This window comes from Leifsonia sp. NPDC056665 (assembly GCF_042791795.1).
Classification (GTDB): domain Bacteria; phylum Actinomycetota; class Actinomycetes; order Actinomycetales; family Microbacteriaceae; genus Leifsonia.
In genome coordinates this window covers 26257-45970 of record NZ_JBHTXK010000006.1, presented here as the reverse complement: position 1 = coordinate 45970, position 19714 = coordinate 26257, and the positions used below count along the sequence as shown (strand labels likewise).

Sequence of the window (19714 nt, the reverse complement as noted above, 5' to 3'; positions counted from 1 at the left end):
CCGCGAACGGAGGAGTCCCACCCTCCTCCGCCCCGAATCTCCTCCGTTACCTGCTTTTGGCGGCGTGCCGGGCCGCGATCTCCTCCGTTGCCGATTTGCGGGAGGAGAGGGGGCGCTGGGGGTTGGGTCAGCGGGTGGGGATCGGGGTGGGGTCCTGTTCGGTGGCGGGGGCAGGGGCGGCGTCGGCGGGGTCGCCGGGGGCCGGGGCGGGCGGCTCGTGGTGGCGGCGCTCGAGGGCGGCGCCCTCGACGTCGACGTTGGGGAGGAGGCGGTCGAGCCACTTCGGGAGCCACCAGGCGGCGCGGCCGAGGAGGTGCATCAGGGCGGGCATCAGCAGCATCCGGACCACGAACGCGTCCACCAGCACGCCGAACGCCAGGCCGAAGCCGATCGAGCGGATCATGGTGGAGTCGCTGAAGATGAAGCCGCCGAAGACCGAGATCATGATCAGGCCCGCAGCGATCACGACCGAGCGGCCGGCGCGGAGGCCCTTCGCGACCGCGAGCCGGGCCGGGGCGCCGTGCACGTACGCCTCGCGCATCCCGGACGCCAGGAAGAGCTGGTAGTCCATCGCGAGCCCGAACAGGATCCCGACCAGGATCACCGGCAGGAAGCTGAGGATCGGGCCGGTGTGGATGCCGAGCTGCTCCGCTCCCCAGCCCCACTGGAACAGCGCCGTGATCGCGCCGTAGGTGGCGAACAGCGACAGGATGAAGCCTCCCGTCGCGATCAGCGGCACCAGGATCGACCGGAACACCAGGATCATGATGAGCAGCGACAGCCCGACCACGACCACCAGATAGAGCGGGAGGACGGCCGCCAGGTTCGCGGAGATGTCCTGGTTGATCGCGGTCTGGCCCGAGACGCCGAGCGTGAACGTCCCGTCGACCGTTCCGAGCTGGCGGAGGGAGGTCACGAGGTTCTCGGTCGACACGCTGTTGGGGCCCTCCTTCGGGACGACCTGGAACGCGAACAGCGTGCGGTCGCCGGAGACGGCGATGGGCGCGACGGCGACGACGTCCTTCTGGTCGGCGAGCGTGCGGGCGATGTCGAGCTGCGCACCGGTCACGGCGTCCTTCGCGACGCCGTGCTCGGTGGTCGCGGTCACCAGCAGCGGGCCGGTCGCCCCGGCGCCGAAGGCCTTCTCGGTGACGGTGAACGCCTCGTAGGTGGTCGAGCCGAGCGGCTCGGAGGAGCCGTCGGGGAGGCCGACGCGCATCGACAGCGTCGGGATGGCCACGATCAGCAGGGCCACCACCGCGCCGACTGCGGTGAGGACGGCGCGCCACGTCTTCATCGGCTTGGCCTTGCTGTCGTCGTGGTGCACGTTCCCCACCGATGCGCGGGCGCGGCGGCTCAGCACGCGGAAGCCGAGGAGGCCGAGGAGCGCGGGCGTGAGCGTGACGGCGATGAGCACGGCGAGCACCACAGCGATCGCGCCGACCGTGCCCATCAGGCCGAGGAAGGGCACGCCGGTGACGTTGAGCGCGAGCAGCGCGACGACGACGGTGGTGCCCGCGAAGACGACGGCGTTGCCGGAGGTGCCGTTCGCGAGCCCGATGGACTCCCGGGGCTCCGCGCCCTCCAGGAGCTGCTTGCGGTGCCGGTTGATGATGAACAGCGAGTAGTCGATGCCGACCGCGAGGCCGAGCATGATCGCGAGGACGGGCGTGACGGAGGCCATGTCGACCACGCCGGAGAAAGCGAGCGAGCCGAGCGCGGCCACCGCGACGCCGAACAGCGCGGTGATGAGTGGCAGCGCGGCGGCGATCACCGAGCCGAGCACGACGAGCAGCACGACGGCGGCGAACACGACACCGATCGCCTCCCCGACTCCGACGACCTGCGGGACGCCCTGCGCGATGTCGGTCGAGAACGACACAGTGACGCCGGCGACGGGCGTCGCCTGGAAGTGGTGGATGACCGCCTGCTTGGAGGCCTCGGAGAGCTCCAGGCGCGGCTTCGTGAAGGCGACGTTCACCAGCGCGGTCGAGCCGTCGGACGAGACGAGGCGGATGCCCGTGGAGAGCTTCAGCAGCTCGGCGCCCTGGTCGAGCTGCTTCTGGGACGCGGTGAGCTTCGTCTGCTGCGCGGCGAGCTGGGCGAGGCCGTCGTCGATGGTCTTCTGCTGCGCGGCGAGCTGCGCCTGGGCGGCCGCGGCCTGCGCTGCGGGCATGCTCCCCTGCGGCGCGGCGGCGAGCTGGGCCTTCGCGGCGTCGAGCTGCGCCTGGCCGGAGGTCAGCTGTGCCTTGGCGGCGTCGAGCTGAGTCTGCCCGGCCGTGAGCTGGGCCTGGCCGTCGGCGACCTGCGCGGCCCGCTGGGCGCGCTCGGCCTCCGTCGCGAACGGGTCGTTCACGCCGGAGACGTCGGGCAGGTGCGCGCCGTCCGCGGCGAGGGCGCTGATCTGCTTCTTCTGCGCGGCGGTGAGGGCGGAGCCGTCGTTCGCGCGGAACACCACGGTGCCGGAGGCGCCGGCGTAGTCGGGCAGCTTGGCCGAGAGCTCGTTCACGACGGCGCCGGCGGCGGTGCCGGGGATGTCGAACGACGAGGTGAGGCCCTTGAAGCCGATCAGGAAGCCGACCACGACGATGCCGAGAACCGCGAGCCAGGCCACGATCACCGTCCAGGCGCGGCGCGCGGAGAACTTTCCGAGGCGGTAGAGCAGTTCGGCCATGACGGTCCCTTCGACGATCCGTAGAAAATAATACGCAACGGTCCGTCTCGTTGAATGTGGATATGCTGTGAGCCATGTCCGAAAGTCGACGGGGAGCGCCCCGCAGTGAAGCGGCGCGCCTGGCGATCCTGGAGGCCACGGCCGCGCTCTTCGCCGAGCGCGGGTACGACCACCTCAGCATCGAGGGCATCGCGGCCCGCGCGGGCGTCGGCAAGCAGACGGTCTACCGCTGGTGGCCGGGTAAGAGCGCGCTCATCGCCGACTGCCTCCTGGAGGGGATGCTGCTGCCCGAGCGCTTCGCCGTTGCGGACACCGGCGACCTCCGCGCCGACCTCGTCGCCTGGCTGACCGAGGTGGAGGCCGTGCTCGAGAGCCCGGCCGGGGAGGGGCTGTTCCGCTCCCTGATCGCGGCGGCGACCGAGAACGCGGAGGTCGCCAGCCGGCTGCGCGAGTCGCTGGCAGACCCACGGCTGTTCGCGCCCCGGCTGCGGGCGGCGCGCGACTCCGGGGAGGTGCGGGCCGACCTCCCGGTGGACGAGGTCAGCGAGGCGCTGATCGGCGCGGTCATGCTCCGCGCGCTCGCCCACACGCCCGCCGACCCCGGCCTCCCGGAACGCCTGGTCGACCTCACCCTCGGCCCGCGCCCGGCCTGACCACCTCCTGCTGCCGAGGGGCACGTTGTTGTCACTTTTCGCGCCAAAAAGTGACAACGACGTGCCCCTCGACGGTCTGTTTCGGCGGGAGGGCGGAGCGTAGGATGCGGGGCACGCCGCACCGGAGAGGAGATCGACGTGTCGAACAAGACGCCTCGCGAAGAGGAGATCCAGAAGGAGCAGGAGGCGAAGGACGCCGAGAAGGAGCGCCTCGAACGCGAAGAGGAGGAGCGCCTCCGCTAGCGGCGGGCGGTCGCGCGGGCGCCGGCGTCGTGCGGGAGCTGGAAGGCGCCCGCCAGCGGGATGAGCAGCAGCGCCGCCGCGAGCGCGAACGCCCAGTGGTACCCCGGCAGCGCTGAGCCGGTGACGCCCTCCGACACCGCGGTGGACGCTCGCACGAACACGGCCACCACCGCGAGGCCCAGGGCGGTCGCGACCTGCTGCAGCGCGGAGGCGAGGGTATTCGCGTTGTTGGTGTCGGTGGCCGCCACGTCCGCGAACTGGAGGGTGTTGTACGCGCTGAACCCGATCGACCGGAACACGCCGCTCGCCACCAGCAGCAGGAGCAGCACCGGCAGCGGCGCCGCGGGCCCGATGCCGACGAACGCGGCGAGCACCAGCATCCCGAGCAGGTTCGACCAGATCAGGACGGTGCGGAAACCGAACCGGCGGATGAGCGGGGTCGTGAACGGCTTGATCGCCAGGTTCCCGACGAAGATCGCGATGACGGTGAGGCCGGCGAGGGTGGCGCTCCAGCCGTAGGCGAGCTGGAACAGCAGCGTGAACAGGAACGGGGCGCCCGTGATGATCATGCGGTAGACGCCGCCGCTGATGTTCCCTGCACGGAACGAGTGCAGCCGCAGCACGCTCCAGTCGAACAGCGCGTGCTCGCGGCCGCGCGAGCGCGTGATGGCGGCCCAGCCGATCGCGATGGCCACGAGGATGGCGGCGCCGCCGGCAAGCTGCAGCCGGCCGTCCTCCGCGCTCAGCCCCTCCGCTCCCGCGGTCAGCAGCACCAGCGCGAGCGCGATCGCCGCGTAGCCGCGCCCGTCGAACGGGAGGTCGCGCTGCCGTTCCGTGTGCGGCACGAGGACCAGCCCCGCCACGATCGCGGCGATGCCGAACGGGAGGTTGATCAGGAAGATCCAGCGCCAGCCGATCGTGTCCGACAGGATGCCGCCGAGCGCCGGCGCGATCACCGGGGCGATGAGCGCGGGCCAGGTCAGATAGGCGATCGCGTCGAGGAGGTCGACGGGGTCGGTGTCGCGCAGCACCGCCAGCCTCCCGACCGGCACCATGAGCGCGCCGCCGATGCCCTGCAGCACGCGCGCGACCGTCAGCAGCGTCAGCGTCGGCGCGAAGGCGCACAGCAGCGACGCGAGCGTGAACACGACGATCGCGGTCAGCAGCACCGGCCGGATCCCGAGCCGGCGGGACAGCCAGCCGGTCGCCGGGATGCCCGCGGCCACCGCGAGCAGGTAGGCGACCATCGCGACGCTCACGTCGGCCGGGGCGACGCCGAACTCGCGCGCCATCGTGGGGGCGGCGGTCTGGATGATCGTGCCGTCCAGGTTCTCCATGAAGAACGTGGCGGCCACGAGGAGCGCGAGGCCGCGGCTGAACGACACGGCCGTGCGCGTCACCGGTGCGGGCCCTCGCTCGCCGGCTTCGTCGCGGCCCCTGGCTCCACCGCGCGCCCGCGGTTGCGTCGCCGGACATCCCGCGGCGCCCGGCCCGCGAGGAACGAGCGGCCGGGGTCGACCACGAAGCCCTGGCGGAGGGCCTCCCGACCCACGAGCATCCGGAAGCCCATCTGGTCGCGGTTGCTCAGGGTGGTCTCGGCGAGAACGGTCCGTCCGCCGAGCACGAGCTCCAGCAGCACGACGAACCGGTCTTCGGCGTGACCCGACGAGCTGCGCACGACGCGGCGGTCGTGGATGGGGACCTCGACCACTGAGGCGTCGGTGTCGGCGTCCTGCCACGGATGCACCGTGAACCGCACGCGGTCGCCGGGGAGCTCCTCCAGATCGAAGGCGTGCAGCGCCGAGCTGCGGGCTCCGGTGTCGATCTTGACTTTGGTCCACGGAATGCCGATGCTGGGCAGGCTCGCCCATTCACGCCACCCCACGACCAGGGTGTTTGAATGGAGATCACCGGCCATTCCCCTATCTTTGCAGGATCCATCGATGAAGCTCGCCATCCTCTCCCGCGCTCCGCACGCGTACTCGACCCAGCGGCTGCGTGCGGCCGCGCGCGACCGCGGCCACACCGTGAAGGTGCTCAACACCCTCCGCTTCGCGATCGACCTCTCCGGCCCCGAGCCCGACCTGCAGTACCGCGGCCGGCTGCTGTCCGACTACGACGCGGTCCTGCCGCGCATCGGCAACTCGATCACCTACTACGGCACGGCCGTCGTGCGGCAGTTCGAGCAGATGGACGTCTACACGCCCAACACGGCGAACGGCATCACCAACTCGCGCGACAAGCTGCGGGCCAACCAGATCCTGTCGCGGCACAACATCGGGATGCCGGCGACCACGTTCGTGAACAGCCGCGCCGACGTGCGCATGGCCATCGAACAGGTCGGCGGCGCGCCTGTCGTCATCAAGCTGCTGGAGGGCACCCAGGGCATCGGCGTCATCCTGGCCCCGGAGGCGAAGATCGCCGAGTCGATCGTGGAGACGCTGCACTCGACCAAGCAGAACGTGCTCATCCAGAGCTTCATCTCGGAGAGCCGCGGCCGCGACATCCGCGCGCTCGTCGTCGGCGACCGCGTGGTCGCGGCGATGCGGCGGGTGGCGAGCGGCGACGAGTTCCGCTCCAACGTGCACCGCGGCGGCACGGTCGAGAAGGTCGAGCTGACGCCGGAGTACGAGGAGGCCGCGGTGCGGTCCGCCCAGATCATGGGCCTCCGCGTGGCCGGCGTCGACATGCTCGAAGGCCACGGCGGTCCGCTGGTGATGGAGGTCAACTCCTCGCCCGGCCTGGAGGGCATCGAGCGCGCGACCGGTCTCGACGTCGCGGGCGCGATCATCGACTTCATCTCCAACCAGGTCGCGTTCCCGGAGATCGACGTGCGCCAGCGGCTGACCGTCTCGCGCGGCTACGGCGTGGCCGAGCTGCTCGTGCACGGCGACGCGGACCTGATCGGCAAGACGATCAAGGAGTCCGGGCTGTGGGACCGCGACATCACGGTGCTCACGCTGCACCGCGGCGCCAACGTCATCCCGAACCCGCGCAGCGGCGTGGAGCTGCAGGCGGGCGACCGGCTGCTGTGCTTCGGCAAGCTGGAGGAGATGCGGTCGATGATCCCCGACCGGCGGAAGCGCCGGAGCAAGGTGCGCCGGCTGCCGAAGGACCACATGGCGGAGGCCGCGTCGGCGTAGTTCCAGTCGGCGTAGGGCCTACGCAGGGCCTACGCAGCCTGCGTCTCGGCGTCCCACCAGCGCAGCACGCGCAGCGCCCGCAGGGTGAGCCACCGGCTCGGCATCCCCTCGTTGTCGCCGAAGTCGAACCACGCCGGGCCCTCGTGCCGGTTCTCCAGGTTCCAGAGGCCGTCGGCGTCGGCCTTGCCGCGCAGCAGCTCCACCGCGTCCGCGAGGCGCGGGTCGCGGCGGTCGACGGCGCGGAAGTGCTCCAGGCCGCGCAGGATGTCGTGGAACCAGCGCACCGGGTTGCTGAGCATCGTCATCCTCGGGTCGGCGACCTCGCCGGTGCTCAGCCGGCGGAACAGGCCGCGCGCCAGGAGGTACTCCTCGCCTGTGCGGAGCGCGTCGGCCGCCGACGCGTCGCCGCTACCGGTCGCGTTCCAGGCGGCGAGGCCTTCCACCGCGCAGATGGTGGAGTGGAACGACGAGACCCGCGCGCCGTACTCGGCCCAGCAGTTCCAGGCGCCGTCGTCGAGGCGGCCGCCGGCGAGCGTGGCGGCGGCATTCGAGCCGTCCTGGCCGAAGTAGGCGGCGAGCGCGAGCACGACGCCGTTGATGCACGGCTCGGTCTCGCCGTCGAAGTAGGGCTCGCCGGCATGATCCCAGCGGACGTGGTCGCGCACGTGGGAGACGGCCGCCAGCGCACGCGGGTGCGCGGGGTCGACGCCGAACTCGGCGAGCTGCTGCAGCGTGAAGTGGGTGGCGGTCCAGGCGTCGAAGAACGGGCGGTCCTCCTGCGCCCATCCGGGCCGGTAGACGCCGCCGTCCCAGCGGCCGTCCGGTCCCTGGGCGTCGAGGAGCTTGGCGCCCCAGCCCTCGGTCGCGACGCGATCGCGCTCGGCGGCGACGGTCTCGTCGGACGCACCGGCGAGGTCGCGGAGCACCTGCCAGCGGATGCTCGGGTCGGAGTCGAGGAGCCACTCGATCGTGTCCATGCCCCGCATGCTACTCACCGTCGCAGACACCCGTCTCGCGCAGCGAGGGGACGCAACACGCCGCGTCGCCGCGCGGGAGGCGGCGTGTTGCGACCCCTGGATGCTTCACCGCCGCGGGCGCTCGGCCACCAGCACCAGGACGACGATCGTCAGCAGCGCGGCGATGAGCGCGATGCCGGGCAGCTCGCCCGCCCGCAGCGGCAGCATCCACGCCGCGAGGAGGCCGGCCACGAGGGCTCCCGCTGCCCCGATGAGCCGGTATGCCCACGGGCCCAGCCGCAGCTCGCGGCGGTACTCCGCGTCCCCGACCAGGTAGACGGCGACGCCGCCGGAGAGCAGCCAGGCCGCGGCCGGCGGCACGGGTGCGAACGCATCCTCCAGCGAGAGGTGGAGGCCGGCGGCCACCCCGACGAGGCCGAACAGCATCACGAAGTGCGCGACGTAGTACGCGGTGAGGGCCAGCGTCGTTCCGCCCTGAGTGGGCAGCGCGCCGAGCGACCGCTCCGCGCGCTCGTCGTCGCCCGAGAAGTAGCACCACCAGAGCGCGGCCACCATCGCGACGGTCGCGACCGCGCCGAGCACGACCTGTGGACTGATCCCCGACGCGGACAGTCCCGCGCCGACCGACACGATCGACTCGCCGAACGCGATGATCATCAGGAGGCCGTGACGTTCGACGAAATGCGCTGCACCGATCGCGAAGGGGTCGGCCCTGGTGACGAGGCCGGAGAGGAGGAAGAGCAGGAGCGGGGCCAGGAACAGAGCCCATTCCAGCCATCCGGTCGCGAAGCCGGACGCGATCAGGAAAAGTGCCGCCACGACGTTCAGCGGCCCGACGCGCAGCATCACCCGCACCGAGCCGCGGCCCCCGCGGGCGATGAAGAGCCCAGCGTGGATGATCACGACCGTCAGGTAGGCCACCCCGAACAGCACGCCCGACCCGGTGAACACGTCCGGGATGGCGAGCGACAGCACCAGGAACGCGGCCATCGCCGCGATCAGCAGCAGCCGCACGGGCACGGTGTCGGGCACGGCCTGGTTGGTGAGCCACGCGAACGCGTCGTACATCCACCATACCACGGCGAGGATGGCGGCGGCCCGCAGCACCGACTCGGCGCCGGGGTGCTGCACGATGACCGCGGTGAGCTGGCCGATCGTGAACACGAACACCAGGTCGAACAGCAGCTCGATCGTGGACACGCGCGACGCCACCCGCGCGATCCGGCCTCCGGTCACCCCGCTCACACGCCCACGGTAGCGGGCGGTGCGCCCTACTTGAGAGGGTTGGCGCGGAACATGATGTTCAGGACATCGAAGGTACGAGCGTCGATCTCGACCACGGGGACGCCGAGCGAGCCGAGGACCGCCAGCTTCTCGTTCCCGTTGACCCCGTCGGCATCGCCGATCGGGTAGTAGAACCCGGGGCCGAGCGTCAGGTAGCCGCGCGCGGCGTTGTGGTAGGTGGTGATCGTGTCTTTGAGTGCCATGAGACTCCCTGCAATGGTCGGCGGCACGCCTGTATACGTGCCGGTGTAGTTGAAGTGCCAGTGTTCGCTTTGGATGCCCGAATAGCCGTAGGTGGCGGCGACTGAGCGGACCCAGGACTGCTGGGACGCGGTGAAGGCGCCCGGCTCGAAATCGAACGCCTGGCCGAATCCGTGGTTCGACTTTCCCGGCTCGGCGGCCAGCGCAGTGTTGTAGCCGTGGTGCCTCCACCAGTAGTCCTGTCCCGCGAGGGTGCGGTATCCCTCGTTGACCCGGAGGTAGCCGCCTGTCTGCCGGTGGTATTCAGTCAGCATCGCCAGGAGAGCGACGCCGGCGTCGGCTTTCAGATACACCGCGCTCAGCGAACCCGGGAAGGAGTCGGGTACGACACCCGGGTAGTCGATGCGCAGGAGCGCGCTCTCGGGGATCGCGCCATTCGCGTAGCCGCCCCAGGGGCCGAGTACCGCTCGCGCTGCCTGTGGCGAGTCGAGAATCGAGCGCAGCAGCCCATAGCCGCCCAGAGCCGCGGCTCCCGCGATGACCGTGCGACGCGAGGCGAGGCCCCGCACGAGCGAATCGGAGTCGGGGTCCGTTGTTTCCATGTCTCCATACTGGACTCCCCACCTGACATTCATACTTAACATTCCAACCAGCGGAAAGAATTAGCGCCCTCTAGGCTGGCCCCATGCCCACTCCTTTCGTCGCCGATCCCGCCCGCTACGACTCGCTGCCCTACCGCCGCGCCGGACGCAGCGGCCTCCAGCTCCCGCCGCTCTCGCTCGGGCTGTGGCAGAACTTCGGCACGGCGCGGTCGTTCGACACCCAGCGCGCCATCGTGCTGCGGGCCTTCGACCTGGGAGTGACGCACTTCGACCTCGCCAACAACTACGGGCCGCCTCCCGGCGCCGCCGAGGAGTTCTTCGGCCGGATCCTCGCCACCGACCTGCGCGCCTACCGCGACGAGATCGTGGTGTCGACCAAGGCCGGCTACCTGATGTGGCCGGGGCCGTACGGCGACTTCGGCTCGCGCAAGTACCTGCTGTCGTCGCTCGACCAGAGCCTCCGCCGGCTGGGGCTGGAGTACGTGGACGTGTTCTACCACCACCGCCCTGACCAGCAGACGCCGCTCGAGGAGTCGATGGGCGCGCTGACGACCGCCGTCGCCCACGGCAAGGCGCTCTACACCGGCGTCTCGAACTACGACCCGGCGCAGACCACCGCGGCGGCGGCGCTGCTCGCCGACGCCGGGACCCCGCTGCTGCTGCACCAGCCGCGCTACTCGATGTTCGACCGGCACGTGGAGGACGGAACCCTGAACGCGGTGGAGGCCGCAGGCGCCGCCGCGATCGTGTTCTCGCCGCTGGCCCAGGGGATGCTGACCGACCGCTACCTGAACGGCGTGCCTGACGGCTCGCGGGCGGTCACGAGCGTGTTCCTGCACGAGTCGGACCTGACCGAGGACGTGCTGGCGAAGGTGCGTGCGCTCAACGACATCGCGGCCGGGCGCGGCCAGAGCCTGGCGCAGCTCGCGCTGCAGTGGGTGCTGCGGAACCCGGTGGTGGTGTCCGCGATCATCGGGGCGAGCAGCGTGGCGCAGCTCGAGCAGAACCTCGGCGCGGTGCACGCGCCGGCGCTGGAGGCCGGCGAGCTGGCGGCGATCGACCGCGTGCTCGGGTAGCTCGACGCGGCGCCGCTAGGCGAGCGTCGGCAGCGTCGCGAGCGCCTCGTCGACGTGGGAGGCCAGCGTCGCGTCGGCGGGGCCGGCGATCCACTGCGCGAAGCCCACGTGGAACGCGCCCACCGCGGCCTGACCGGCAAGGCTGGCCGCGGGCTCGGCGACGCCGCGGGCGCGCAGTGCCGCTCCCGACGCGGTGGCGAGCGAGGCCAGCTTGAGCAGCTCGCGCTCCTGCAGGCTCGGGTTCGCCGCGATGACCGCCGAGCGGCGGCGCGGGAAGTCCGCACCGCGGCTGTCGATCAGCGCGGCCGCGGCGCGCATCCCGGCGGCGGCCACCGCGAAGGGCGGCGCATCGGAGGGCGCGGCGGCGATGGCGGCGAGCACGGCCTCCTGCATCACGGTCGAGCCGGCGAAGAGCACCTCGCGCTTGTCGGCGTAGTGGCGGAAGAATGTGCGCTCGGTCACGCCGGCGCGCTCGGCGATGTCGGCGACGGTGGTCCCCTCGAAGCCGCGCTCGGCGTACAGCTCGATGGCCGCCCTCTCCAGGCGGCCGCGCGCATCCGGTGTCCAGCGTCCCACGGGACGAGTCTAGCCGGTTCTCGCCGGGTGATGACAGTTGCTGACATCAGTGCTATCGTGATGTCAGTCACTGACGACAGTCACTGACATCATCGACACCCACCAACGATCCCATGACTCGGGAGGTCATCCCCATGCGCGTCTTCGTCACTGGAGCATCCGGCTGGATCGGCTCCGCCGTCGTCCCCGAACTGCTCGCCGCCGGCCACCAGGTGACCGGCCTCGCCCGCTCCGAGGCGTCCGCCGAGCGCATCCGCGCCACCGGGGCGACCGCCGTCCCCGGCTCGCTCGACGACCTGGAGAGCATCCGCTCCGGCGCCGCGGCGTCCGACGCGGTCATCCACCTCGGCTTCAAGCACGACTTCTCCGACTACGCCGGCGCCGGCCGCACCGAGCGCGCCGTGGTCGCCACGATCGGCGACGAGCTCGCCGGCTCCGACCGGCCGTTCCTCTTCGCGTCGGGCATCGTGGCGCGTCCAGGCGAGCTGCTGACCGAGGATGTGCCGTCGCCCTACGTCGGCCCGGATGCCCCGCGCGGCGGCGGCGAGGCGTTCGCGTTCGAGTACGCCGACCGCGGCGTGCGGCCGGTCGCGCTGCGGTTCTCGCCGACCGTCCACGGCCGCGGCGACCACGGCTTCAGCGCCGAGCTGGTCCGCATCGCCCGCGAGAAGGGCGTCGCCGGGTACGTGGGCGACGGCTCCAACCGCTGGCCGGCGGTCCACCGGCTCGACGCCGGACGGCTGGTCCGGCTCGCGCTGGAGCAGGCCACCCCGGCGGCGCGCGTGCACGCGGTCGGTGAGGAGGGCATCCCGGCCCGTGACATCGCGGCGGCGATCGGCGAGGGGCTCGGCCTGCCCGTGGAGTCCATCGCGCCGGAGGACGTCGACGCGCACTTCGGCTGGATCGGCCGGTTCTTCGGGATGGACATCCCGGCCTCCAGCTCGATCACCCGTGAGCGCTACCGCTGGACCCCGACCGGCCCGACCCTCCTGCAGGACCTCGCCTCCGGCTCCTACTTCGAGGCCGTCGCCGCGCGCTGAATCCAGCTGACAGGACATGCCGCGTCGCCACTCCGCGAGACGGCGTGTCCTGTCACTTCGTTCGCAGGGCTAGCGGGCGCGGGGCCGGCAGGAGGCCGATGACGGCGGCGGTGAGGAAGCAGACGGCGCCGCCGACCGTGCCCACGCCGGTCCAGAACACGCTGAGGAGGGCGTCGGTCCCGGGCAGCTCGAAGGCGCCCACCGCCGCGAAGCCGAACAGCACGGAGCCGAGCAGGTTGAGCACGGCGCCGGCGCCGTCCCGCCGCGACCCGCGCTGCCGGGCGACCGCGGCGACGGCGATCAGGCTGGAGACGAGGAAGCAGATCGACCCATAGGCGTCCGGCCGCCAGCCCGTGCCCCCGGCCGCGCCCGCGGGGACCGCCGCGGCGAGCGCGATCGTCGTGCTCGCGTTGAAGAACAGCGTCCCGACGAACTGGATGATCGACGAGCTCCGGTTCGGGACGCCGAGGGCCAGCCCCGCGCCGAGGGTGAAGAACACCGAACCGACCACGAACACCACGTTCGTGACGATCGCGCCCAGCGCCACTGCGACCGACGGCAGCGCGGCGAACGCGAAGCACACCGAGCCGACCGCGAAGGAGGCGTCGGAGAGCAGGAGTCTCCTCCGCTCCCCGCCGCCTCCTCCGTCGCTCACGCCGGCTCGCTAGTGCGCGAAGTGCGTCCGCGTGCGCGCGGACTCCGTCGCCTTCGCGGCCGGGTGCGTCGCGCCGGCCTTCTCGGCCTGCTCCCCCAGCTCGGCGACCACCGCGCGGATGTCGTTCACGAGGTCCTCGGCGAGGTCGGCGTTGAAGCCGTCGCGCACCACGATCCGCAGCACGGCGACGTCGGTCGCGTCGGCCGGCATCGTGTACGCGGGCACCTGCCAGCCCCGGGCGCGGAGCTCGTGCGACACCTGGAAGACCGTGAACGGCGTGCCGTCCTTCAGCGCGAACGAGATGACCGGGATGGCGGAGCCGTCCGTGATGACCTCGATCACCGGATCCTCGGCGAGGCCCGTCGAGATGAGCAGCGCGGTGTCGCGCAGCGCCTCCATGATCGCGGTGAACCCGGCGCGGCCGAGCCGCACGAAGTTGTAGTACTGGCCGACGATCTGGTTGCCGGGGCGGGAGAAGTTCAGCGTGAACGTGGGCATGTCGCCGCCGAGGTAGTTGACCCGGAACACCAGGTCCTCCGGCAGGTGCTCCGCCGAGCGCCACACGACGAACCCGATCCCGGGATAGGTGAGCCCGTACTTGTGCCCGCTGACGTTGATCGACACCACCCGCGGGAGGCGGAAGTCCCACTCCAGGTGCGGGTGCAGGAACGGGACGACGAAGCCTCCGCTCGCAGCGTCCACGTGCACAGGCACGTCGGGGCCGCCCGAGGCCGCGAGGGCGTCGAGGGCGTCGCAGATCGCGGCGATCGGCTCCAGCTCACCGGTGTAGGTGGTGCCGAGGATGCCGACGACGCCGATCGTGTTCTCGTCGACCGCCGCGGTGACCTGCTCCGGCGTGATGACGTAGCGGCCCTTGGAGACCGGGAGGTAGCGCGGCTCCACCTCGAAGTAGCGGCAGAACTTCTCCCAGACGACCTGCACGTTCGAGCCGAGGACCAGGTTGGGCACGCCTCCCGGGTCGGAGCCTCCGGAGACCCCCGCCCGCCTGGCCCGCCAGCGCCACTTGAGCGCCAGGCCGCCGAGCATGACGGCCTCGCTCGACCCGATCGTCGCGGCCCCGGTCGGCTCGCCCGGCTCGGCGTGGAACAGGTCGGCGACGATGGACACGCAGCGGCGCTCCATCGCCGCGGTCGCCGGGTACTCGTCCTTGTCGATCATGTTCTTGTCGAACGCCTCGGCCATCAGGATCTCGGCCTCCGGGTCCATCCACGTCGTGACGAAGGTGGCGAGGTTGAGGCGCGAGCTGCCGTCGAGCAGCAGCTCGTCGTGGAGCAGCCGGTACGTGCTGGCCGGGTCGGTGGCGTCGTCCGGCAGCGTGGCCGGAGGGCTCTTCCGCGACAGGCGCCCGGTGTAGGCGGGGGCGAGCCGGGTGTCACCGCTCGCCGTCTGGATGTCTGACTCGAGCCGCGCCATGCGCCGCCCCTCTCTGCCTCGGCTCCGCCACGGGTCGGCGGCGCCTGCCTATCGGCAGCGGATCAGTTCGACTTGTCGAGCTTTCCGATCTCGTTGCCGCTGATGTCGTAGACGACCAGGGTGCTGCCCTTCGCCGTCCCGCTCGACGCCTTCGCCAGCCACTCGTCGACCCCTTGGCACGCCATCATGGTGCTGGCGATCGGGCCGAAGGTGATGGTGTCGCCGTCGACGGAGCCCTTGCCGGTCAGCCGGTTGCAGCCGTCCGTGCCGGAGAAGGCGCCGTCGTTCTCGATCGTGAGGTTCGGCTGCGACGCGGCCGTCGAGCCCCAGGTTCCGACGAGCGCCGCGCCGCTCGGGGTGCCGGCACAGCCGGCGAGGAGGGCGAGAGCCGCCGCGGCGACGAAGCCGCCACCGAGGAGACGAGCCGGCGCCTGCCGGATCGTTCGCGTCATGTCGTCCTGCCCCTCTGCGATCCGCCGGGTGCTGCGGACCGCGTCACGAGGCCGAGGATAGCGGCGCGCGACGAAGGCGCACCAGGGTCGCCACCCGGGATTTCATCCGGTCGTGAGCTCATCCACGAGGGTCAGGACGGCCGGGCTGCCGAGGATGCGGAAGTGCCCGCCGACCGGCATCCGGAGGTTGCGCGCGCCCGGCAGCGCGCAGCCTCCCGGGATGTGCGGGTCGTACCAGCCCCAGATCGACACGACCCGGCCGACGTCCGCGCCGTCGCCCGCAAGTTGCGCCAGCTCGGGGTGGCCGGGCTGCAGCGCGCGCACCGCCGGGAACGGGACCCACGCCGCGAGCGGCGAGCCGGAGAACGGCGTCGCGATGGCGACCACGCGGCGGATGCGCGCCGACGCGTCCGGCCTCCCGAGCAGCAGGCGGGCGACGAGGCCGCCCTTGCTGTGCGCGACGACCGTCACCCCGCTCAGGTGCTGCTCGCGCAGGTAGTGCTCCACCAGGTCGGCGGCCTCCGCGAGCGACATGCCCAGGTGGCCGAGGGACGTGACGACGTGCACGGGATGGCCGGCGGCGTGGAGGCGGCGCGCCAGCGGGTGCAGGAAACGCCAGGTCTCGTAGATGCCGGGCAGCAGCAGGATGGGCTCGCCCTCCCCGGCCTCGTCCACCAGCGCCTCGGGAGGGTCGCGGTCGAAGTTCGCCCGGAGCTGGTGCCGCAGCACGTACTCGTAGTCGGCGAGGAGCACCCCGGCCTTGCGGACGAAGCGCAGCGCTGCGCGGACCGGGCCGCGGCGCGCGTTCTCTTCCACACGGTCAGCATCGCGCCGTCGGACCGCTCTTGCCAAGCTCCTGCTCTTGCCAACCTCCTGCTCTTGCCAAGCTCCGGGGCCGGGTGGATAGTTGCGGCATGGGCGATGTGATCGCATTCATCCTGTGCTTCGTGCTCTTCCTGGTGGGGCTCTTCCTGCTGGGCCTCGCGGACACGCTCCCCGCCTGGCAGGGGCTGGTCTTCTTCGCCGGGATCGTCTGCGTCGCGCTGTCGTTCGGCATCCCGGTGCACCTGCTCGGGCACTCCGAGCTGTAGGCGGACCGCCCGGCCCCTAGGGTGAGGGCATGATCGAGATCGACCCGACCGCGTCCGTCGCGCCCAGCGCCGTGCTCACCGGGGACGTGACGCTCGGGCCGGGCGCCCGCGTGCTGGCCGGCGCGGTGCTCGACGGCACCCGCGGACCCGTCGTGCTCGGGGAGGACACGGTAGTCATGGAGCACGCCGTACTCCGCGGGCGCGCCGGGCATCCCGTGACGGTCGGCGACGCCGTGCTGATCGGCCCGCACACGAACATCACGGGCGCTCGCGTCGAGGACGAGGTCTTCGTCGCGACGGGCGCCTGCGTGTTCGCCGGCGCAGTGGTGGGCGTGCGGTCGGAGCTGCGCATCCATGCCGTCCTGCAGGTCAACTCGACGCTGCCTCCGGACTCGGTGGTGCAGATCGGCTGGATCGCGGCGGGCGACCCGGCCCAGCTCTTCCCTCCCGACCGGCACGACGAGCTGTGGGCGGTGCAGCAGGGCCTCGACTTCCCCGGCGCCATGTACGGCGTCCCGCGCGGCACACCGATGCGCGAGATCATGCGCAGGGTGAGCGAGGTGTACGACCCGCGGGCCTAGCCGGCGCGGGCGGGCCTACTCCCGTCGAAGGATCACATGTCGGGAGGCGTGTGGACCCCGGCGTCTGCGCGGAAGCCGGCCGTTGCCTCCTCGTAGGTGGTGTGCTTGCGGGCGGGGTGGGACTCGGCGGGCGGCGGGACGTCGGCGCGGCTCAGCGCGTGCAGCACGAGCTGCTCGACCAGGTCGGCGGCGGTCGTCTCCCGGTGGCGGGCGATGCGGACCAGGGCGGCGAACTCGCGCTCGCCGAGGCGGATCGTCAGGGGGATTCCTGCAGGCGCACGGCCAGGGCCGTGAGCGGACGCGGGCTCAGCGACATCAATAGCGTGAGAATCCTTCATGAATCGATCGTCTCATGGGCGCGCTCTGATTTGAAGAACCCAAATCCACGAACGGTACGCGCAATTCGGATTGTGTCCAGTGAGACAGCCGTTCTGCTTGCGCGCGATCGGCGATCACCCCCCGTTCGGGGCTGTAGCCGTGACGGTCTGGTGAACAGCGGATGAAGCAGCCTCCGGGAACGCACAGGCGGCTCCTAGGCTCGCTGCTGTCCGCTCCCCTGGAGGCAAGTCGGCCATGACCAAGCGCGCCCGTCTCACGGCGTTCTTCGGCGTACTTGCCGCGCTCGTAGTGGTCGCCGTCGTCGTGTCGGTCGCGGCGCGTCCGGCCGCCGTGCGCGCGGCGTCGTTCTCGGAGGTCGAGGTCAGCGCGGGGACGGACGACTGCGGTCACGGCTGGGCCGACGACGGCCGCGCCCTCGGCGGCACGGTCTCCTTCGACGTCTCCAACACGACGATCGCCGGCATCGAGGTGTACCTCCAGTCGGTCGACTCGAAGAAGGTCTACCTCGACCTGGAGAGCATCGGCGCCGGCGCGCACGCCCACGCCCGGGTCGCGATCGGCTCGGGACGGTACCGGTTCGTCTGCCTCCCCGCGGACGCCGATCCGGCGAACGGGCCGACGGTCCGGGTGGGTCCTGCTCCGCCGGGGACGGCGCTCACCCCTGGCATGGTGCCGGTGACCCGCGCCGACCTCATCCCGCCGGCCCAGGCGTACGGCGCCTGGGTCGCATCGCGCCTGCCCGCCCTGCGTCAGCAGGTCGCTGCCGTCGCGGCCGACGCCGAGGAGGGCGACTTATCGGCGGCGAAACGCGACTGGCTGACCGCCCACGTCACCTATGAGACGCTCGGCGCCGCCTACAGCGCGTTCGGCGCGGCCGGCGACGCGATCGACGGGCTGCCCGGCCACGGACTGACCGGCTTCCACGCCGTCGAGGCGCCCCTGTTCTCCGGCGCGGCGGCCGCGGCCGTCGTCGGGCCGGCGCAGCAGCTCGTCTCCGACGTCGACACGCTCCTCGCGCAGTTCCCGAAGGCGCAGATCGACCCGGGCGACATGGGGCTGCGCGCGCACGAGATCGTGGAGGACGCGATCCGGGACGTGCTGGCCGGCGCGGCCGACGCCGGGTCGGGCAGCGAGCTGGCCACGATCGACGCCAACCTGAGCGGCGCGGCCCAGGCGCTGGCGCCGCTGCACGACATCCTCGCGTCGCGCTATCCGCAGCTCGCCGCGACGCAGCAGTCGATGGCCGCCACGCAGCAGCTCGTGGAGGGCTTCCGCGGCGCCGACGGGACCTGGACCCGGCTGTCGGCACTGACCACCGCCCAGCGCGAGCACGTCGACGCGGCGCTCAGCGAGACGGCCGAGCTGCTGGCGCCGGTCGCGGCGATCTGCGACCCGAGGAGGGAACCGTGACGGGACTGGGGCGGAGGGACTTCCTGACCGCGGGCGCGGGCGTCGCGGCAGGGGCTGCCGTGACCGGAGGTGCGGGCGCGGTGCTGGCGCCGGACGCGGCGAGCGCGCACCCGGCTGCCGCGGTCCCGGCCGTCCGCGCGGCAGCGGTCCCGTTCCACGGCGAGCACCAGCAGGGCATCCTCACGCCGGTGCAGCGCTCGGCCGCGTTCGTCGCGCTCGACGTGACCGCGGCCTCCCGCGCCGAGCTCGCCGACCTGCTCAAGACGATCACCGAGCGCGCACGCTTCCTGACCACAGGGGGCACCCCGCCCGACCCCGGGCTGACCGCGCCGCCGCGCGACTCCGGCGTGCTCGGCCCGACCGTCGTGCCGGACGGGCTCACCGTCACGCTCTCGGCGGGAGCCTCGCTCTTCGACGGCCGCTACGGACTCGCGTCCGCGCGGCCCACGCAGTTGCGGACGATGGACGAGTTCCCCGACGACTCCCTCCACCGCGAGGTGTGCGACGGCGATCTCCTGCTGCAGGTCTGCGCGGACGACCGGGACGCGGTCACGCACGCGGTCCGCGAGATCGCCAGGGCGACGCGCGGCGGGATGGGGGTGCGCTGGCGGCAGGACGGCTTCGTCTCCCCGCCGCGGCCCAGCGGCACGCCGCGCAACCTGATGGGCTTCAAGGACGGCACGGGCAACCCGGACGTCCACGACGCCGCGCTGATGAAGCAGCTCGTCTGGGCGCAGGGGACGGGAGGCGAGCCCTCCTGGACCGCCGGCGGCAGCTACCACGTGGTCCGCGTCATCCGGATGCTGGTCGAGTTCTGGGACCGGGTGAACCTGCACGAGCAGGAGAACATGATCGGCCGCCGCCGCGACACCGGGGCGCCGCTCACGGCCTCCGCCGAGTTCGACGACCCGCACTACGAGAACGACCCGACCGGCGACGTCATCCAGCTCGACGCCCACATCCGGCTCGCCAACCCGCGCACGACGGCGAGCGCCGATCAGCGGATGCTGCGTCGCGGCTACAACTACGACGGCGGCGTGGACGCCAACGGGACGCTCGACATGGGACTCGTCTTCGTCGCCTTCAACCAGGACCTCGACCGGCAGTTCGTCGCCGTGCAGAAGCGGCTCGCCGGCGAGCCGCTGACGGACTACATCCAGCCGTTCGGCGGCGGCTACTACTTCGCGCTCCCCGGAGCCCGCGACTCCTCCGACTGGCTCGGGCGCAGCATGCTCGCGTGAGCCGGAGGCACCAGGTAACACCCACCGACAGAAGGAAGCAGA

Annotated in this window: 20 protein-coding genes; 8 read left to right on the top strand and 12 right to left on the bottom strand. The window is 72.0% G+C overall.

The window, feature by feature from the left end; all coding sequences use genetic code 11:
- Positions 1–127 precede the first annotated feature (127 nt).
- Entirely contained in the window at positions 128–2674 is a 2547-nt protein-coding gene (locus tag ACFQ9V_RS08300; protein ID WP_382458694.1) for an MMPL family transporter, read from the bottom strand.
- Positions 2675–2748: 74 nt separating this feature from the next.
- On the opposite strand from ACFQ9V_RS08300, the gene ACFQ9V_RS08295 reads away from it, so the two are divergent.
- On the top strand, positions 2749–3327 hold the full coding sequence (locus tag ACFQ9V_RS08295; RefSeq protein WP_382458693.1) for a TetR/AcrR family transcriptional regulator: 579 nt from the start codon (positions 2749–2751) through the stop codon (positions 3325–3327).
- A 239-nt stretch (positions 3328–3566) separates the two neighbouring features.
- On the opposite strand, the gene ACFQ9V_RS08290 is transcribed toward ACFQ9V_RS08295, so the two are convergent.
- Positions 3567–4970, bottom strand: a complete 1404-nt coding sequence (locus ACFQ9V_RS08290; protein WP_382458692.1) for an MFS transporter — start codon at positions 4968–4970, stop codon at positions 3567–3569.
- A complete protein-coding gene (locus ACFQ9V_RS08285; protein ID WP_382458691.1) occupies positions 4967–5488 on the bottom strand; it encodes an ATP-dependent zinc protease in 522 nt (173 codons plus the stop codon). Before ACFQ9V_RS08285 ends, ACFQ9V_RS08290 begins: the two co-directional genes overlap by 4 nt.
- Before the next feature lie 25 nt (positions 5489–5513).
- Here ACFQ9V_RS08285 and rimK point away from each other — a divergent pair, with 25 nt between their 5' ends.
- Positions 5514–6713 carry a 30S ribosomal protein S6--L-glutamate ligase gene (rimK, locus tag ACFQ9V_RS08280; protein WP_382458690.1) on the top strand — a complete coding sequence of 400 codons (1200 nt, stop codon included), beginning with the start codon at positions 5514–5516 and terminating at the stop codon, positions 6711–6713.
- Positions 6714–6742: 29 nt separating this feature from the next.
- Here the strand turns inward: rimK and ACFQ9V_RS08275 are convergent, their stop codons facing one another.
- The 3 genes from ACFQ9V_RS08275 to ACFQ9V_RS08265 form a co-directional block, all read right to left on the bottom strand.
- Positions 6743–7690: a hypothetical protein gene (locus ACFQ9V_RS08275; RefSeq protein ID WP_382458689.1), complete on the bottom strand. Its 948-nt coding sequence runs from the start codon at positions 7688–7690 to the stop codon at positions 6743–6745.
- Between the two features lie 105 nt (positions 7691–7795).
- Complete coding sequence (locus ACFQ9V_RS08270; RefSeq protein WP_382458688.1) at positions 7796–8935, bottom strand: low temperature requirement protein A; 1140 nt, start codon at positions 8933–8935, stop codon at positions 7796–7798.
- 26 nt (positions 8936–8961) lie between these two features.
- Entirely contained in the window at positions 8962–9777 is an 816-nt protein-coding gene (locus ACFQ9V_RS08265) for a M15 family metallopeptidase (protein ID WP_382458687.1), read from the bottom strand.
- An 83-nt stretch (positions 9778–9860) separates the two neighbouring features.
- Between ACFQ9V_RS08265 and ACFQ9V_RS08260 the strand changes: the two genes are divergently transcribed.
- A complete protein-coding gene (locus ACFQ9V_RS08260; RefSeq protein WP_382458686.1) occupies positions 9861–10853 on the top strand; it encodes an aldo/keto reductase in 993 nt (330 codons plus the stop codon).
- Between the two features lie 15 nt (positions 10854–10868).
- Here ACFQ9V_RS08260 and ACFQ9V_RS08255 read toward each other — a convergent pair whose 3' ends face one another.
- Positions 10869–11429, bottom strand: coding sequence for a TetR family transcriptional regulator (locus ACFQ9V_RS08255; protein WP_382458685.1), 561 nt, complete (start codon positions 11427–11429; stop codon positions 10869–10871).
- Between the two features lie 113 nt (positions 11430–11542).
- Here ACFQ9V_RS08255 and ACFQ9V_RS08250 point away from each other — a divergent pair, with 113 nt between their 5' ends.
- Positions 11543–12469 (top strand): SDR family oxidoreductase, encoded by a 927-nt coding sequence (locus ACFQ9V_RS08250; RefSeq protein WP_382458684.1) that lies wholly within the window; start codon positions 11543–11545, stop codon positions 12467–12469.
- A 52-nt stretch (positions 12470–12521) separates the two neighbouring features.
- Here ACFQ9V_RS08250 and ACFQ9V_RS08245 read toward each other — a convergent pair whose 3' ends face one another.
- The 4 genes from ACFQ9V_RS08245 to ACFQ9V_RS08230 all read right to left on the bottom strand — a co-directional run bounded on the left by ACFQ9V_RS08245 (position 12522) and on the right by ACFQ9V_RS08230 (position 15826).
- Complete coding sequence (locus ACFQ9V_RS08245; RefSeq protein ID WP_382458683.1) at positions 12522–13124, bottom strand: hypothetical protein; 603 nt, start codon at positions 13122–13124, stop codon at positions 12522–12524.
- A gap of 9 nt (positions 13125–13133) precedes the next feature.
- A complete protein-coding gene (locus tag ACFQ9V_RS08240) occupies positions 13134–14558 on the bottom strand; it encodes a glutamate decarboxylase (protein WP_382458682.1) in 1425 nt (474 codons plus the stop codon).
- Between the two features lie 62 nt (positions 14559–14620).
- On the bottom strand, positions 14621–15010 hold the full coding sequence (locus ACFQ9V_RS08235) for an META domain-containing protein (protein ID WP_382458681.1): 390 nt from the start codon (positions 15008–15010) through the stop codon (positions 14621–14623).
- 102 nt (positions 15011–15112) lie between these two features.
- Complete coding sequence (locus tag ACFQ9V_RS08230) at positions 15113–15826, bottom strand: esterase/lipase family protein (RefSeq protein WP_382458680.1); 714 nt, start codon at positions 15824–15826, stop codon at positions 15113–15115.
- Positions 15827–15924: 98 nt separating this feature from the next.
- On the opposite strand from ACFQ9V_RS08230, the gene ACFQ9V_RS08225 reads away from it, so the two are divergent.
- Both ACFQ9V_RS08225 and ACFQ9V_RS08220 read left to right on the top strand, forming a co-directional pair.
- Positions 15925–16101, top strand: coding sequence for a hypothetical protein (locus tag ACFQ9V_RS08225; protein WP_345838911.1), 177 nt, complete (start codon positions 15925–15927; stop codon positions 16099–16101).
- A 29-nt stretch (positions 16102–16130) separates the two neighbouring features.
- Positions 16131–16682 (top strand): gamma carbonic anhydrase family protein, encoded by a 552-nt coding sequence (locus ACFQ9V_RS08220; protein WP_382458679.1) that lies wholly within the window; start codon positions 16131–16133, stop codon positions 16680–16682.
- Between the two features lie 32 nt (positions 16683–16714).
- Here ACFQ9V_RS08220 and ACFQ9V_RS08215 read toward each other — a convergent pair whose 3' ends face one another.
- The gene (locus ACFQ9V_RS08215) at positions 16715–17020 is read right to left on the bottom strand and encodes a hypothetical protein (protein ID WP_382458678.1); all 306 of its coding nucleotides are present in this window, start codon (positions 17018–17020) and stop codon (positions 16715–16717) included.
- Between the two features lie 235 nt (positions 17021–17255).
- Between ACFQ9V_RS08215 and ACFQ9V_RS08210 the strand changes: the two genes are divergently transcribed.
- Together ACFQ9V_RS08210 and efeB are read left to right on the top strand one after the other, a co-directional pair.
- The gene (locus tag ACFQ9V_RS08210) at positions 17256–18431 is read left to right on the top strand and encodes an imelysin family protein (protein ID WP_382458677.1); all 1176 of its coding nucleotides are present in this window, start codon (positions 17256–17258) and stop codon (positions 18429–18431) included.
- Complete coding sequence (gene efeB, locus ACFQ9V_RS08205) at positions 18428–19672, top strand: iron uptake transporter deferrochelatase/peroxidase subunit (protein ID WP_382458676.1); 1245 nt, start codon at positions 18428–18430, stop codon at positions 19670–19672. Before ACFQ9V_RS08210 ends, efeB begins: the two co-directional genes overlap by 4 nt.
- The last annotated feature ends 42 nt before the right edge of the window (positions 19673–19714 follow it).

Excerpts from the sequence above, each read along its gene's own strand:
- ACFQ9V_RS08300 (WP_382458694.1), bottom strand. The coding sequence starts at position 2,674 with ATGGCCGAACTGCTCTACCGCCTCGGAAAGTTCTCCGCGCGCCGCGCC.
- ACFQ9V_RS08295 (WP_382458693.1), top strand. The coding sequence starts at position 2,749 with ATGTCCGAAAGTCGACGGGGAGCGCCCCGCAGTGAAGCGGCGCGCCTG.
- ACFQ9V_RS08285 (WP_382458691.1), bottom strand. The coding sequence starts at position 5,488 with ATGGCCGGTGATCTCCATTCAAACACCCTGGTCGTGGGGTGGCGTGAA.
- rimK (WP_382458690.1), top strand. The coding sequence starts at position 5,514 with ATGAAGCTCGCCATCCTCTCCCGCGCTCCGCACGCGTACTCGACCCAG.
- ACFQ9V_RS08275 (WP_382458689.1), bottom strand. The coding sequence starts at position 7,690 with ATGGACACGATCGAGTGGCTCCTCGACTCCGACCCGAGCATCCGCTGG.
- ACFQ9V_RS08265 (WP_382458687.1), bottom strand. The coding sequence starts at position 9,777 with ATGGAAACAACGGACCCCGACTCCGATTCGCTCGTGCGGGGCCTCGCC.
- ACFQ9V_RS08260 (WP_382458686.1), top strand. The coding sequence starts at position 9,861 with ATGCCCACTCCTTTCGTCGCCGATCCCGCCCGCTACGACTCGCTGCCC.
- ACFQ9V_RS08250 (WP_382458684.1), top strand. The coding sequence starts at position 11,543 with ATGACTCGGGAGGTCATCCCCATGCGCGTCTTCGTCACTGGAGCATCC.
- ACFQ9V_RS08240 (WP_382458682.1), bottom strand. The coding sequence starts at position 14,558 with ATGGCGCGGCTCGAGTCAGACATCCAGACGGCGAGCGGTGACACCCGG.
- ACFQ9V_RS08235 (WP_382458681.1), bottom strand. The coding sequence starts at position 15,010 with ATGACGCGAACGATCCGGCAGGCGCCGGCTCGTCTCCTCGGTGGCGGC.
- ACFQ9V_RS08225 (WP_345838911.1), top strand. The coding sequence starts at position 15,925 with ATGGGCGATGTGATCGCATTCATCCTGTGCTTCGTGCTCTTCCTGGTG.
- ACFQ9V_RS08220 (WP_382458679.1), top strand. The coding sequence starts at position 16,131 with ATGATCGAGATCGACCCGACCGCGTCCGTCGCGCCCAGCGCCGTGCTC.
- ACFQ9V_RS08215 (WP_382458678.1), bottom strand. The coding sequence starts at position 17,020 with ATGAAGGATTCTCACGCTATTGATGTCGCTGAGCCCGCGTCCGCTCAC.
- ACFQ9V_RS08210 (WP_382458677.1), top strand. The coding sequence starts at position 17,256 with ATGACCAAGCGCGCCCGTCTCACGGCGTTCTTCGGCGTACTTGCCGCG.